Below are 14328 nucleotides of genomic sequence, written 5' to 3'. Positions count from 1 at the left end.
ACATGAGCCCGACCCTCCAGAACTTCATCGCGGGTGCCTTCGTGCCCGCGGTCGGCACCGACACGCTCGACGTGATCGACCCCCGCACCGAGGAGGTCGTCGCCGTGTCGCCCATCTCGGGTGCCGCCGACGTCGACGCCGCGATGGCTGCGGCGGCCGAGGCCTTTCCGGCATGGAAGCGCACCACGCCGAGCGCTCGCCAGAAGGCGCTCCTGGCTCTGGCCGACGCTCTGGAGGCGCGCTCCGACGACCTCGTCGAGGCGCAGGCTCGCAACACCGGTCAGCCCAAGGCGACGATCGCCTCCGAGGAGGTCGCGGTCGGCGCCGACCAGCTCCGCTACTTCGCCGGTGCCGCCCGAAGCGCCACCGGGCTCGCCTCGGGTGAGTACCTCGAGGGGCTCACCTCGTCGGTGCGCCGAGAGCCCATCGGCGTCGTGGCCCAGGTCACCCCCTGGAACTACCCGCTCATGATGGCGCTATGGAAGATCGGCCCGGCCCTCGCCGCCGGCAACACGATCGTGCTCAAGCCGAGCGACACCACACCAGAGTCAACGCTCGTGCTCGCCGACCTGACCCGGGGCATCCTGCCCGACGGCGTCTTCAACGTGGTGCTCGGCGACGCGTCGACGGGTGCACTGCTCGCGGAGCACCCTGTTCCCGGGCTCGTCGCGATCACGGGAAGCGTGCGCGCCGGGCGGGCCGTGGCCACGTCGGGCGCGGCCGGCCTCAAGCGGGTGCACCTCGAGCTGGGCGGTAAGGCCCCCGTCGTCGTGTTCCCCGACGTCGACATCGACGCGGCCGCCGAGTCGATCGCGCAGGCCGGGTTCTTCAACGCCGGTCAAGACTGCACGGCCGCGACCCGGGTGATCGTGCACCGCTCCATCCACGATGCGTTCTGCGACGCCCTGATGCGGGCCGCTGAGAGCACGATCACGGGCGTGGGAGACGACGCCTTCTACGGTCCGCTCAACAACGCCCGGCACTTCGCGGCCGTGTCGAACGCGATCGACTCTCTGCCCGAGCACGCCACGATTCGCACCGGTGGCTTTCGGGTGGGCGATGTCGGATACTTCTTCGCCCCGACGGTGATCGCCGACGTCGAGCAGACGGATGCGATCGTGCAAGACGAAGTGTTCGGCCCGGTGCTCACGGTGCAGTCATTCGACACTGCCGACGAGGCGCTCGAACTGGCGAACGGTGTGCGGTACGCCCTGGCCTCCAGCGTGTGGACGGCCGACCACACGACCGCCGAGCGATTCGCCCGCGACCTCGACTTCGGTTGCGTGTGGATCAACACCCACATTCCCCTCGCCGCCGAGATGCCGCACGGCGGCTTCAAGCAGTCCGGCTACGGCAAAGACCTCTCGGCCTACTCGGTCGACGACTACACCCGCATCAAGCACGTCATGTCTGCCCACTGACGCCCACCACCCGCACCACCTCCCTCCGAAAGGCCGCAATGCCGAACACCATCACCACCGACGTCGTCGTCATCGGCGCCGGCGCAACCGGCCTCACCGCAGCGGCCGACCTCGTCAAGGCGGGGCACTCCGTCGTCGTGCTCGAGGCCCGCGACCGCGTGGGCGGACGGCTCTGGACCAACAGCATCGAAGGCCAGATGTACGAGATCGGCGGGCAATGGGTCTCACCCGACCAGACCGCGCTGATCGCCACCCTCGACGAGCTCGGCCTCGAGACGTACTCCCGCTACCGCGAGGGCGAGAGCGTCTACATCGGCCGCGATGGCGAGGCCAAGCGCTTCACCGGCGACATCTTTCCCGGGTCGGAGTCGACCGAGAGCGAGATCGTCCGACTGATCGAGCTGCTCGACCGCCTGGTGGCCGAGACCGACCCCGACGCGCCGTGGACTCACCCCGACGCCGAAGCGCTCGACCGGGTGTCGTTCAAGGAGTGGCTCGCCGCGCAGTCGACCGACGAAGAGGCCCGCGACAACATCGCGCTCTTCATCGCCGACGCCATGCTGACCAAGCCGGCCCACGCGTTCTCCACCCTGCAAGCCCTGCTCATGGCGGCGAGCGCCGGCAGTTTTTCCAACCTCGTCGACGCCGACTTCATCCTCGACAAGCGCGTCGTCGGAGGCCTGCAGAGCGTACCCGTGGCCCTCGCCGCATCGCTCGGCGATCGCGTGCACCTGAATCAGCCGGTGCAGACGCTCGAGTGGAGCGACTCCGGCGTCGTCGCGACCACCGACGACCTCCGCGTCGAGGCCAAGCGGGCACTGGTCGCCGTGCCGCCGAACCTCTACGGTCGCATCGACTACGTGCCGGCGCTCCCCCGCCGCCGCAACCAGATGCACCAGCACCTCTCGCTCGGCCTCGTCATCAAGGTGCACGCCACCTACGAGACCCCGTTCTGGCGCGATGCCGCCCTCTCGGGCACCGCGTTCAGCCCCTACCAGCTCGTGCACGAGGCCTACGACAACAGCAACCACGGCGAGACCCGCGGCACGCTGGTCGGGTTCGTGTCGGATGAAAAGGCGGATCGCGCGCTCGAGCTCGACCCCGAGGAGCGCCGGGCGCGGATCCTCGACTCTCTCGCCGCGTACTTCGGCCCCGAAGCCCGCAACCCGAGTGTCTACTACGAGAGCGACTGGGCGGCCGAAGAATGGACCCAGGGCGCCTACGCCACGAGCTTCGACCTCGGCGGCCTGACGCGCTACGGCGCCCATCAGCTCACCCCCGTCGGCCCGATCCGGTTCGGGTCGAGCGACCTGGCCGGCCTCGGCTACCAGCACGTCGACGGGGCGATCCGGGTGGGTCACCGACTCGCGGCGGAGGTCGTCAGCGACCTCGGCGCCGAAGTGGTCGCCGCCCCCTAACCCCCTTCAGCCCGCCCCACCCGCCCGAACACAACTTCATATCCGCTCCCCGCACCATTCTCTGCCGCTGTACATCTCTGCCCTGCTCCATCCACTCTCTTGAAAGAGGCTCGGCACCCATGGCACTCGACTACGACACCCCCTCCCAGATAGCCCCCGCGGCCACCGAGAGCAGCAAGCTGAAACGGCACTTCGGTCGCTTCGACATCCTGTTCTTCTTGATCTGCACCATCGTCGGCGTCGACACGATCGCGGCCGTCGCCGCGTCGGGCGGCGAGGCATTCACCTGGATGGTGATCTTGGCGGTGCTGTTCTTCGTGCCGCAGGCGCTGCTCTTCTCCGAGCTCGGCACCGCCTTTCCGCAGGAGGGCGGCCCCTACCTCTGGACGAGAATGGCGTTCGGCCACCTCGTGGGGGCCATCAACAACGTGCTCTACTGGATCACCAACCCGGTGTGGCTCGGCGGCACTCTCGCAGCCGTCGCGGCACTGGCGATTCAGGAGTTCTTCCTCGGCGGCGGCGACCAGTCGACCCCGGTCTTCTACCTGATCACGATTCCCTTCATCTGGGTGGCCGTGCTCGCCGCGGTGCTGTCGTTCCGAATCGGCAAGTGGATCACGACGGTCGGCGCGTTCGCCCGCTTCGTGCTCATCGGCGGGTTCGTCGTCTCGGTGATCATCTTCGGCGTACAGAACGGCGTCCAGGGCCTCGGCGCGGGCAGCTTCGTGCCCACGGCCGGCGGCTTCGTCGCTCTGGTCGGCGTGCTGCTGTTCAACTACGTCGGTTTCGAGCTGCCGAACAGCGCCGGTGAAGAGATGAAAGACTCCACCCGCGACGTGCCGTTCGCCATCGCCCGGTCGGCGCTGTTCTCCTTCTTGCTCTACGCGGTTCCGATCCTCGGCATCCTGCTGGTACTCCCGGTCAGTCAGGTCGGCGGCCTCGAGGGTTTCGTCGACGCCATCAAGTCGGTGTTCACCGTCTACGGCGGCCAGACCACGAGCGACGGCGTCGTGCTGTCGGGCATGGGTGCGACTCTCGGCGGCGTCGCGGGTGCCCTCGTGGTGCTCTGCGTGCTGACCTCCGGCGTGACCTGGATCATGGGATCCGACCGGGCACTCGCCGTCTCAGGCTACGACGGCGCCGCGCCCCGGTTCCTCGGCGTGATCAACGCCAAGCTCGGCACGCCCGTGCGCGTCAATATCTTCAGCGGCATCGTCTCGACCATCGTGCTGGTGCTCGCCAACACGATCGCCGACGGCAGCGCCTCGAAGTTCTTCTTCGCCGTGCTCGGTGTGACCATCTCGACGACGCTGATCAGCTACCTGCTGATCTTCCCGTCGCTCTGGAAGCTCCGTAAAAGCCACCCCGACACCCCGCGGCCCTACCGGATGCCGTTCCACAAGCCGCTGACGGTACTGCTCATGGTGATCCTGGCGTTCGCCGTCATCCAGCTCATGGCGCCCGGCTTCGGTTTCGACTGGTTCGGCGAGGGCTTCAGGCCCGACGGCTGGGGGGCTTCCGAGGGCGGCCTCTACCTCCTCACCGAGTTGCTCCCCGTGGTCGCCTTCATCGTGCTGGGCGTCGTCTTCTGGGCCCTCGGCACGAAGACCCGCCGCGAGAACGCCACCCTGCAGCACGAGCTCGACGACATATCGGCCCGTTCCACGCCGGAAGGGCCAAAGTTCCACTGACCTCCGCATCATTCGGCCCCCGCGGCGACCCGTTCGTCGAGGTCGCCGCGGGGGTGCTGGTTGCCACCAGCCGCCGCGACTCGACCACCACCACAGTGGTGGTCGGGTCGAACGGCCGTGACTGCCTCCTCATCGACCCCGCCTGGGAGGTCGACGAGCTCGCCTCGATCGCCGACGCCCTCGCCCGCCGCGGGCTGACCGTCACGGCCGGGTTCTCTACCCACGCCCACTTCGACCACCTTCTCTGGCACCCGGGGATCGGCAACGCCCCGCGCTGGGCGTCCGCCGAGACGGCGAGGCGGGCGCGCGACGACAGACCCGCGATCCTGGCCGAGCTCGGGGCGTGGCCCACCGAACTGCTTCCGCTCGTCGGCGCGGTGACGGCAGCACCGCGCGACCGCCTGCCCTGGCGAGGCGTCGACGTGCAGCTGATCGAACACGACGCCCACGTGCCGGGGCATACCGCGGTCTGGGTGCCGAGCCGTGGGATCCTCGTCGCCGGAGACATGCTCAGCGACATCGAGCCGCCCCTGCCGTTCGAGCCGCCGCCGGTTGCCCCCTCGGTTTCGGCACACACCCTCGAGTCCGGTCTGCGAGTTGGGCCTAGGACCACCTCGACCGCCGACCGCGAGGGTTTAGCCAGCGCATCGCCGAGCAACCCAGCCGCGGACCCCCTCGGCGCCTACGCCGCAGGCCTCACCGCGCTCGAACCGTTCGCCCGGGGAGCCGCGATCGTGATCCCGGGCCACGGCACGCCCGGCAAGGATCCGACGGCTCGCCTTACCCGCGACCGTCACCACATCGAGGCGCTGCGGTCGAGCCGCGATCCTCACGACGATCGACTGCCGCCGGCCCCGGCGACCAGCGCGCCGGCCTAGCGACCAGCCGCCCCAGCGCCCAGCCGCCCCTACGCGACGCGCGCGAGCGCTCCCTCGTCGGCCCCGAGGTACACGAGCCGCTGCCGGATCGACGCCATCACGATGTCGGTGAACCGCTCGCGCTCGTCGAGGGTGTCGGTCACGTACCGCAGCCCGACGAACAGCCCGACGAGCACGGTGGCCTCGCGGTGCGTGTCGACGCCGATCGTGATCTGCCCGAGGGCGGCCGCGCGGCGAAGGTTGTCAGAGATTCGGGCGACCCAGCCGACGTAGGCGCGCGGGGCGTTCGGGTCGGTGAGCTTGTGCTCGTTGACGATGCGGAGGCTGGCTCGGGCCAGCGGGTTGGTTGCGAACTGCCGGGCGACGTACGCGGTCGACTGCACGATGTCGGCGAGGGGCCCGTCGGGAGACGGCTCGGTGCCGAAGAAGGTGCCCTGCGGAAAAGCTTCGGCGACGACACTCGCAGCGATCTCGGCCTTGGTGGCGAAGTGGTAGCTGACGAGGCTCTTCGCGACTCCGGCCCGGGTTGCGATCGAACCGTACGATGTGGCCTCGTAGCCGCGATCTTCGAACTCGGCGCCCGCGGCTTCGAGAATCCGAGCGACCGTGGCTGCCCGCTGTTCCTCCCGGATGCCCATGGCGGCATGCTAGCCGCCGCACCCCTGAAACGCACCCGGGCCGAGCCGTTCGTCAGCTTTTGGCCGACACCTGAATTCGATTGGCCCACGGGTCGTCGAAACTCAGGATCCGCCCGTCGTCTGCCGTTGCCACACCGAAGTGGGCCAGGCGCTCCCCGAGACTTCCGATCTCGTCGTCGCTCGGCACCTCGATGCGCACTAGGCCCAACCCCAGTGCCAGCTGCCGTCGACCCGCCCCCGCCGATTGCCAGGTGTTCATCGCCATGTGGTGGTGGTACTTGCCGGCGCTGACGAAGAGGGCCTGGGCGCCGAACTCGGTGGTCGTCTCGAAGCCGAGCTGGTCGACGTAGAACTGCCGCGCGCTGGCGACGTCACCGACGCTGAGGTGCACGTGCCCGACGGTCGCGGCACGGGACGGCGCTGCAGCCAGATCGTGCTCGCTGAGGTGCTCCTGCAGAAAGGCGTTCGGGTCGAGGGCGAGAGTCGCCATGTGAATCTGGCCGTGGGTCCAGCTCCAGGCCGTCCGGTCGCGATCCCAGTACAGCTCGATGCCGTTGCCCTCGGGGTCGGTGAAGTAGAACGCCTTGCTGACGAGGTGGTCGGCGCTTCCGGTGAACGAGCGCGGAAAGCGGCTGGCGACCGAGTAGACGGCGGACGCGAGGTCGGCCTCGGTCTCGAAGAGGATGGCCGTGTGGAACAGCCCGGCGTCTCGAGGCCCCGCGTGCTTCAGCTCAGGTGCGTGCTCGAGGATCACGATGATCGTGGCACCGCGGCCGAGGATGCTGCGTGCCGGTGACCCCGCCGTCGCGGGCTCCTGCGCGAGGACGCTGAGCGTCACGGCGTCGCGGTAGTAGGCGGTCATGCCGTCGAGGTCGGCCACCCGCAGGGTCACCGCGCCCATGCTGGTGTCGGGGGCGAGGAGATCAGCAGAGGTCGAGGACATGTCACCGACTGTAGCAGTCAATGGTTGTAGCGACAACTGATTCACCCCAGACCACGCACCCAGGGGACACGACAAAGGCCCCGATCGAAACCGGGGCCTTCGAAGAGCTGCTGTCGAGTTACGCGTTGGCGCGCTGACGACGAACGAGCGTGAGGACGAGCATGAGCGCGATACCGAGCATGACTGCTCCGGCGGCGACCCAGATCATCAGCATGGAGCCGTTCGAACCGGTGAAGGCGAGGGCGCCCGACGGGTCGGCGACGGTGGACCCGCCGGCAGCGGCAGCGTCGACGGGAGCGACCGTGATGGCGGCGGTTGCGACGTTGCCCGAGGTCTGGCCGGTGGCGGTGACCGAGTAGGAGCCGGTGGCGCCGGCGGGGAGCTTCACGTTCAGCGCGGTGGCGCCCGAGGCGTCGGCCTGCTTCGTGATGCTGGCGGTGGCGGTGGCCGCGCTGAGCGTGGCGAGTCCGCTACCGGTGACCGAGAACGAGACAGTCTCGCTCGGCGTGAACGAGCCAGCAGCGAAGCCGGTGACGACGGTTCCACCCGGAGCGGCGGCGCCGCTGACCGAGATGTTGCTGGTGGGCACGTAGCCGGCAGCGTTAGCCGCGGCCGGAACTGCGAAGACGCCGACTACAACGAGCAGCGCGGCAGCAATAAGCTTTTTCAAAATAATCCCCTGATGTGATCGAAGCCGCGCGGTTGGTAAGTGCAGCATCCTCAGCTTACGAGGGAGTTACAGGTAATCAAGATTTGTTTTGTTTCCAGAACATTAACTCCGGGTGTCTGTGTGAGGGACGGAATTACCGTCGCATTCTTCGGCCCGATGTACTGGAGACGCCAAGTCGTTGATTTTCCGGGCTTTACCAGGGTTTCGAACTGACTCACGGGGTACCCGGAGTCGGTCGCGGTATGGAGCGATCGCGTCTTTCCGTCTTGTATAACACCGGTGAAGACCCCTGTTTTGGGGGCGTATATCGAGACCGTCGTTTGCACGTTTCCGGGTGCTACGCCGAAGACCCCTCCCCCGGTGACGTATTCCGGAAGACTCGTGGAGGCGTCGGCCGGAGCGTTATTCGTCAGCGTGACGTCGACGACGTAGTTCGGGCGTCCGTCTTTGCGGCAGGTGACCTGCCCGATGCTGACCTGCGTCGAGAGGTAATAATCCATCTTCGCGCCCGTCGAATCGTTGAGGTAGATGCCGAAAGCCGGTCTCGTCTTGGATCCTCGGGGCAGTTCGCCCGACAAGGCCGTCTTCGAGATGGTCTTCTGCTGCGCTTTGTCGTCGCTCCAGACCAGGATCCGCCCCTCGTCGCCCGCCCTCGTCAGAGCCGTCAGCATCAGCTTCGGGTCGAAGTCGCCCGAGGCGACCTTCGCGAAGATCGCGCCGGCTGCGGCTTTGAAGTAGGTGTCTTGCACCGCAGGATCCGGGTACTTGGCGTACGAATCCGAGAGCAGCGAGGTGACGACGTTGCTGCTCGTGAGAATGTCGCCGTTCGGCAGCGTGACATCTCCGGTCGCCGTGAGCAGGTAGCCGAGGGCGACCGGGTCGATCGAGATGACTCCGTCGACGGTGGCGCCGTAGCGCTTCTTCCACAGCTGCTGGGCAATCTCGCCGGTGAGCGGGAAGCGGGGCGTGAGGTTGACGTCTTGCAAGAAGCGGCCGGTGATCGAGCCGTAGATGCCCTCGGTCTCGAGCGGCAGGTCGATGACGGGCTTCGCGAGCTCGGGGAAGTCTGCCGACGACGCCTGCTTCTGCAACGCGAGGCGGCCCTTCTCCGCGGTCATGAGCGCGACGGCACTCGGCACGCCGCCGGTCGATCGCAGCTCGGCGTTGTTCTGGAACAGGAGGAGGTACTTCTTCGGCTCGCTCTGCCCCATCATGTCGGGTAGCAGGGTGACAGCTTGGTCGGCGGTCTCAGCCGCGCTGCTCGCCTTGGCGAGCACCGACGTGAGCTGGTCGACTGCGGTGTCGACCTGGCCGACCGTTCCGGTGGTGTCGACGGCGCGGGCACGCTCGAGGTTTGTCTGCAGCGAGGCCGTCGCGGAAGCGATCGTCGGTTGCGCCTTGACGAGCGGTTCGAGGTCGACGGCTCCGTCGACAGGCTTGAACTGGGCGACGTTGACCGTGCCGAGCACTCCGGCGATCGGTTCGATCGCGTCGGTGCTGACATCGGCGAGGATCCCGGAGACCTCTCTCACTGCCGTCAGGTTGGGGCCGACCAGAGGCACGATCTCAGCCCCCCTCCAGATCGGATCGGCGGTCAGTCGTCTCGCGTCGCTCGTCTCGGCGGCCAGCTCGGCGGCACTCGCCTGCGCCGCCTTGGCATTACCGCTGGTTACGTCGCTCTGCACCTGAGTTGCGAGCGCAACGGCCTTCTCGAGGTGGTTCTTCGCCAGCACGCCGCGCACGCCGACCCACACCACGCAGGCGACCAGCAGCACCACGATCAGCAGGATCACCCAGCGGACGATGTGTCGCTGCGGCCGAACGCGAACGTCGCCGGCTTCCCCGAGTGCCATGCGCTCATTCAAACATGTGTCGTTCTCGCATCCGGCACGGTCTTGCTTTCTTCATCGCCGCCGCCAGGGCCAAAATCCTTAAGTGAGCTCAACTCCTCAGGTGACGTCACGTCCGCATCTGACGACAAGCATCCGTGAAAAGTTATGAAATGCGTGACTTCACAGTCCGGGCCGGATTACCAACCACGACTGCTTCAGCCTCGACATCGGCAAGCACCACGGATGCCGCCCCGATTTTTGAATCGTCACCAATCGAGTAGGGCCCAAGGACGAGACTGGCGGCCCCGAAGTCAACACGGTTGCCGACACGAGGAGACCCTCCACCCGAGCGCCGGTTACCAAGACACACTCCTTGGCGGAGAACGACGTCCGCTCCGAGCACTGATTCAGCGTTGATCACGATGCCGGTGCCGTGAAAGATTCGCAGCCTCGGACCGATCTGGGTCGCCCACGGAATCTCCATACCCCAGGTCCACTCGACGATTACGAGATAACCAAGGCTGACAACACGTCCGAGCTTGCGCATCGAAGCACTCTTAGACGTCCGGAGCAGGTGAGAGGTTCGGTACAGCACAAGCGCGAGCTGGATCCTCAAGTCACCTCGATTGACGGTCCAATCCACCAAGGGAGATGACATTTTCGAGTCTTTCGGTCGTTGAACGGACTGTCGACTAAACCTTGCACGTCCGGGCAGCGCCCGCAATCTTGGCATCTGGATCTGGGCGGATGACAAAGCGTTCTTTGCCCCTGAGTCTTGTCTCGCCGAACGGCGAGGAAGCAGCGCCTAGCCTGCTACTCCACCATGAATGAGAACTCCTCAGGGCTGAGATGAAAGCGCCTAGGGAATTTGGTCGTTCGCGGTCGCCGTATAGTTCCAATGCCAGCTGCATCCGATCGACCCGTCCGAAGAGTGCGTCCAGGGGGACAAATGACTGCGACTACTCGTAAGGCCCACGTTCCAGACATGTGCAACGTCCTGATTGTTGCTTTCAACAATGAGAAAACAGTGGTCCGTCTCCTGGAAAGCCTCGAGGCTCATCGCCGTTTCATTCGCAAGGTCGTGTTTGTCGATAACGGTAGTACGGACGCAACGGTTGAAATAGCACGAGGGCTAACAATTGGTTACGAGCTGAACATCATTGAGTCCATAAACACTGGATTTGCCGGAGGATACGCATCTGCGTCTGCTGGAGTTCTCGATGCTGATCTTCCCACTCTTTGCCTCAACCCCGATGTCGAGCTAGCAGAAGATTCTGTTGTCTTGCTGCTCGAGGCCCTCAACAGTCGATTGGATCTCGGCATCGCTACGGTGCCACTCGTAGGTCAAGATGGCACGGAGGATTCCGCCAGTCGTCGCACCCTGCCGCAGCTCGGATCTTCCGCGCTCTACGGGATTCTTGGCAAAATCGTGCCGAGGAACCTGCGATACAACAATGGCAGTGCAGATTCGTCGAAGAAGCTGGCGACCTTGCAAGATGGAACAGCTGTCAATCAAATTCAGGCCACCACCGGTGCGTTGATGATGATACGGCCGAGCTTCCGGCCAGGCAATGCTCCTATTTTCGACACTGACTATTGGATGTACGGCGAAGATCTGCAACTCTGCCTCGATGCGGCCACTGAGGGCTACACCGTCGGGATTGTCGAGGCACGTCCCTCATTGCATCTCAAGGGAGCCTCAAGTGGTTGGCCGCGATCACGAGCATCGCATCGAGCTTTCCATGATGCTCTTTACATCTACTATTCGAAAAACCTTCGGACCTCCGCTTTGCAGTCCTATGCAGTCCATGCGGGCGTGGAACTCCGATTCTGGGCTACTTTGTTGGGCGGCAATCTCGTGAGACGGCTCCGCGGTTGAAACAAAAGGGCGAACGATCCGGCAGGGCTGATGTCTTGATGACATCGGCGATCGTTTTAGCAGCAGTCCTACCGTTGGCCCTTGCACCAATTCGAGCACGAGTTCTCGGGCCAAGCGGCCGTGGTGAGTTCGCCTATTTTCAGGCCGCCTTGTCTGTCATAACTGCCGTCTCGGCGATCGGGATCCGGCACGCTTACTACGCAGTTACAACGCCGGGGGATCCGCGACCCCATCTGAAGAGTCGCAGAGTCACTTTGTCAGCCAGCGGGCTGAGCCTGGGTCTAGGTATCCCTTTGGCCTGGATAGGATTCGCGTCCCTGTCGTCCACCGTCGGCTGGTCTATCCTCATCGTGGCGCTAGGCGGACCGTTGTTTGCCATGACGCAGCTGGAGGTCGCAAGCGCCCAGCGAGACGGCAGACGCAAGCGGATCGTGGCCTTTGCCGGGTTGCCTTCTCTGGTCGAATTTGTCGGCAACATAGCGCTTCTCGCGCTTCGATCGCTCACCCTGTGGACGGCAATAACCGTCACGCTCTTCAGCGAGCTGAGTCGCTCCCTCGCTGGAATACGCGCGCGAGCGCTTGACAAGCCGCACCTCGCTCCGCGAGATATGGTCGTCCTGCGAACGTTCGAGAAGGCGAGTTGGATACTTGCCCCCGCCACGCTTGTTCCGATCTTGGCCAGCAACATTGACTCGTTGATCTACGGCGCCCTTGCTCCGACAAGCCAACTCGGCCTCTACGCTGTAGCGAAAATCGCGACGTCGATTCTCTTGCTGGGTGCTATTACCCTCGAGGGCTATTTTTTGCAGGACGTCTTCCAACGCGGTCTCCGAAAGGCTCTAGGCCGCAACGGTCTGGCATTGATCGGTGTTGCGGCAGCCGGAGCCGTCCTGGGACTGCTGCTTGTGCCCCTCCTATTCGGCGCCGCTTATCACGCTGCAGCATTGGCTTTCCCTCTTTCCGCTACGGCTGGCACTCTTGGAGTCATATACGTGTGGTTCTCCGCGCACCTGGCTTCGCGAGGCCTCCAGCGCCTTTCCCTAATTTCCGCCGCGGCTGTGCTAATCACGTTAGCGGCAGGATGCTTCATCGTTACAAGCTTTCCAAGCATTAACCCGGAGATCATGATCGTGCCCCTCATCGTGGCGTACCTTGCTGGCAGCCTTACGTCGCTAGTAGCCCTGCGCAGAAGGAGAGATACAAGTGCTGTCAATAGCCTCATCGACGCTGAATAAGGTCATCAATCGGGTTCGGCCTCGCAGCGACGCGGCAGCATCGGTCGCTGCGCCGGTACTTCTGGGGTGGTATCTGAGGAAGGGTCTGGCCCCGGTCATTCGTGGCTCGGTGACATTCTGGCTCTATCGAAGGGCGAGATTGCCTCTATTTGTAGGCAGGGGCACATCCATCAGCTATCGGCGCCAAATTTACTTCGGCAAGTCGTGCTTCGTTGGAGCAAGATCCACGATCAACGCCTTCTCCGAGAAGGGCATCCATTTCGGAGATCACGTCACTCTGCGCGAGAACGCCTGGATCCAGTGCTCCTCGCATCCGTCAGCTCCAGGAATTGGTCTTCGCATTGGAGACGGAACATACATTGGGCCGTCGGTCGTCCTTGGCGTGGGCGGGCCGATAACGATTGGTGCAAATTGTCAGATCGGCGCGAACGTCACGATCATCGCGGAGAATCACGCCATCGAACCGGACGGTATGCCGAGCTCCACCCGTGTAGTGCGCGTTGGCGTGCAGATCGGTAATGACTGCTGGCTCGGACATGGAGTTTCTCTGCTCGATGGGGTGGTGCTGGGTAAAGGTTGCATAGTCGGTGCCGGGGCCGTCGTGACGAAGAGCTTTCCCGCAGGATCAAAAATCGCCGGAGTTCCCGCGCGCCTTTTGAACGGTTAGCCGGCTGAGGGGCTGAACCGCGAACGCAACCCCTCGTAGAGATCCGCAAGGCTCGAACCTGCATCTGACCATGTCCACTCGTAAGCCACGGGTGGTGGGCCCGCGGTAGCGCCAAGCAAATTAACCGCACGACTGAGGAGTCCGTCCACAGAGAACCCCTCTGTCTCTTGGACGCTTTCCGGAAGCCACTCCCTTGAGTTTCCGGCAGGTGTGGCGATGACCCAGCACCCCAGGAAACTCGCCTCCAGGTCGACAAGACTTTGAACTTCCACCCACGAGGCATTCACAAGCACCCGGCTGTGATTCATTCGGACGAGGGTTTCCTCTCGCGGAAGCGGCCCCAACCACTCAAGAACGCTGCTCGTCCCTACTTGTTCGAGAAAGTCGATACCGAAGCTTGAATCGGGCTTCACCAGGTCCCCTACGAACGTCACACGGACCCCGAGTGCAACTGCAGCGCGGGCGATATCGAGCTGCCGCTTTCTAGGTTCTATCCGACCGACACAGAGGAGCGATTCGCTTCGGTCTACCCATGCCACAGAATCATCGATCGTGACGGAGGGGCGCCCGTTCGGCACCAACTCGCTGTTGTGTCCAGCCCAGCCTGTGTCGCGTTGAATCGAATGCCCTTCGCCGTTAGCCAGAAGAAGAACGCGGTCCATCCGATTCAATTCGACGCCGACCCGAGCCCAGATGCCTGGAATGTGTCTCGCCACCGACAGCGAGGCCTTCACTAGTTGCATTCGTCCGCGAATCGAACGGTCGGCTATTAGACCCCGGACGAAAAAGGCAAGGAACTCGCGTCCGTTCTCGGGCAGGAACCGCCCAATCAGAGACCGGAACCCATAGCCTCGTTCGTTCCTGCGCATAAGGCGGATTCGCTGGAGATCGTGGTGAATCGGACTAATGACCCGTGGTTGGCCCGCGGCTAAAGAACTACCAACCAGGTAATCAAAGGGACGATCCAAATTTACGAAATGAATTACAGCGGTCTTACGGAGGCTCATACTCGGGCTGAATGGAATTACGCGCACATCGTGTCCGCGCATCTGCAAT

General features: G+C 64.5%; 13 protein-coding genes. 7 read left to right on the top strand and 6 right to left on the bottom strand.

What is annotated here, in order from left to right; translation table 11 throughout:
- Positions 1–2: 2 nt before the first annotated feature.
- The 4 genes from EDF39_RS06625 (at position 3) to EDF39_RS06610 (ending at position 5408) form a co-directional block, all read left to right on the top strand.
- A complete protein-coding gene (locus EDF39_RS06625) occupies positions 3–1421 on the top strand; it encodes an aminobutyraldehyde dehydrogenase (RefSeq protein WP_123941525.1) in 1419 nt (472 codons plus the stop codon).
- A complete protein-coding gene (locus tag EDF39_RS06620) occupies positions 1418–2839 on the top strand; it encodes an NAD(P)/FAD-dependent oxidoreductase (protein ID WP_255410119.1) in 1422 nt (473 codons plus the stop codon). The genes EDF39_RS06625 and EDF39_RS06620 overlap by 4 nt, the downstream gene beginning before the upstream one ends.
- A gap of 119 nt (positions 2840–2958) precedes the next feature.
- Positions 2959–4530 carry an APC family permease gene (locus EDF39_RS06615; RefSeq protein ID WP_123941521.1) on the top strand — a complete coding sequence of 524 codons (1572 nt, stop codon included), beginning with the start codon at positions 2959–2961 and terminating at the stop codon, positions 4528–4530.
- 53 nt (positions 4531–4583) lie between these two features.
- Complete coding sequence (locus tag EDF39_RS06610) at positions 4584–5408, top strand: MBL fold metallo-hydrolase (protein ID WP_158613177.1); 825 nt, start codon at positions 4584–4586, stop codon at positions 5406–5408.
- Between the two features lie 29 nt (positions 5409–5437).
- On the opposite strand, the gene EDF39_RS06605 is transcribed toward EDF39_RS06610, so the two are convergent.
- From EDF39_RS06605 to EDF39_RS06585, 5 genes are all read right to left on the bottom strand, one after another.
- Entirely contained in the window at positions 5438–6046 is a 609-nt protein-coding gene (locus EDF39_RS06605) for a TetR family transcriptional regulator (protein WP_055960164.1), read from the bottom strand.
- A gap of 52 nt (positions 6047–6098) precedes the next feature.
- On the bottom strand, positions 6099–6989 hold the full coding sequence (locus EDF39_RS06600) for a VOC family protein (protein ID WP_123941517.1): 891 nt from the start codon (positions 6987–6989) through the stop codon (positions 6099–6101).
- A 118-nt stretch (positions 6990–7107) separates the two neighbouring features.
- A complete protein-coding gene (locus EDF39_RS06595) occupies positions 7108–7659 on the bottom strand; it encodes a hypothetical protein (RefSeq protein WP_123941515.1) in 552 nt (183 codons plus the stop codon).
- A gap of 50 nt (positions 7660–7709) precedes the next feature.
- Entirely contained in the window at positions 7710–9512 is a 1803-nt protein-coding gene (locus EDF39_RS06590; protein WP_123941499.1) for a DUF4012 domain-containing protein, read from the bottom strand.
- A 142-nt stretch (positions 9513–9654) separates the two neighbouring features.
- A complete protein-coding gene (locus EDF39_RS06585) occupies positions 9655–10038 on the bottom strand; it encodes a serine O-acetyltransferase (protein ID WP_123941497.1) in 384 nt (127 codons plus the stop codon).
- A gap of 438 nt (positions 10039–10476) precedes the next feature.
- Between EDF39_RS06585 and EDF39_RS06580 the strand changes: the two genes are divergently transcribed.
- The 3 genes from EDF39_RS06580 to EDF39_RS06570 are packed head-to-tail and all read left to right on the top strand — an operon-like array spanning position 10477 to position 13272.
- Positions 10477–11370 carry a glycosyltransferase gene (locus EDF39_RS06580; RefSeq protein WP_158613176.1) on the top strand — a complete coding sequence of 298 codons (894 nt, stop codon included), beginning with the start codon at positions 10477–10479 and terminating at the stop codon, positions 11368–11370.
- A 38-nt stretch (positions 11371–11408) separates the two neighbouring features.
- Complete coding sequence (locus EDF39_RS06575; protein WP_123941493.1) at positions 11409–12605, top strand: oligosaccharide flippase family protein; 1197 nt, start codon at positions 11409–11411, stop codon at positions 12603–12605.
- The gene (locus EDF39_RS06570; RefSeq protein WP_123941491.1) at positions 12574–13272 is read left to right on the top strand and encodes a DapH/DapD/GlmU-related protein; all 699 of its coding nucleotides are present in this window, start codon (positions 12574–12576) and stop codon (positions 13270–13272) included. Before EDF39_RS06575 ends, EDF39_RS06570 begins: the two co-directional genes overlap by 32 nt.
- Here the strand turns inward: EDF39_RS06570 and EDF39_RS17920 are convergent.
- Complete coding sequence (locus EDF39_RS17920; protein WP_370275172.1) at positions 13269–13934, bottom strand: glycosyltransferase; 666 nt, start codon at positions 13932–13934, stop codon at positions 13269–13271. The two genes, EDF39_RS06570 and EDF39_RS17920, sit on opposite strands and share 4 nt — an antisense overlap.
- Between the last annotated feature and the right edge of the window lie 394 nt (positions 13935–14328).

Origin of the sequence: Frondihabitans sp. PhB161 (assembly GCF_003814635.1) — a bacterium.
In the GTDB taxonomy this organism is placed as follows: domain Bacteria; phylum Actinomycetota; class Actinomycetes; order Actinomycetales; family Microbacteriaceae; genus Frondihabitans.
This window is presented reverse-complemented; position numbering and strand designations above follow the sequence as displayed.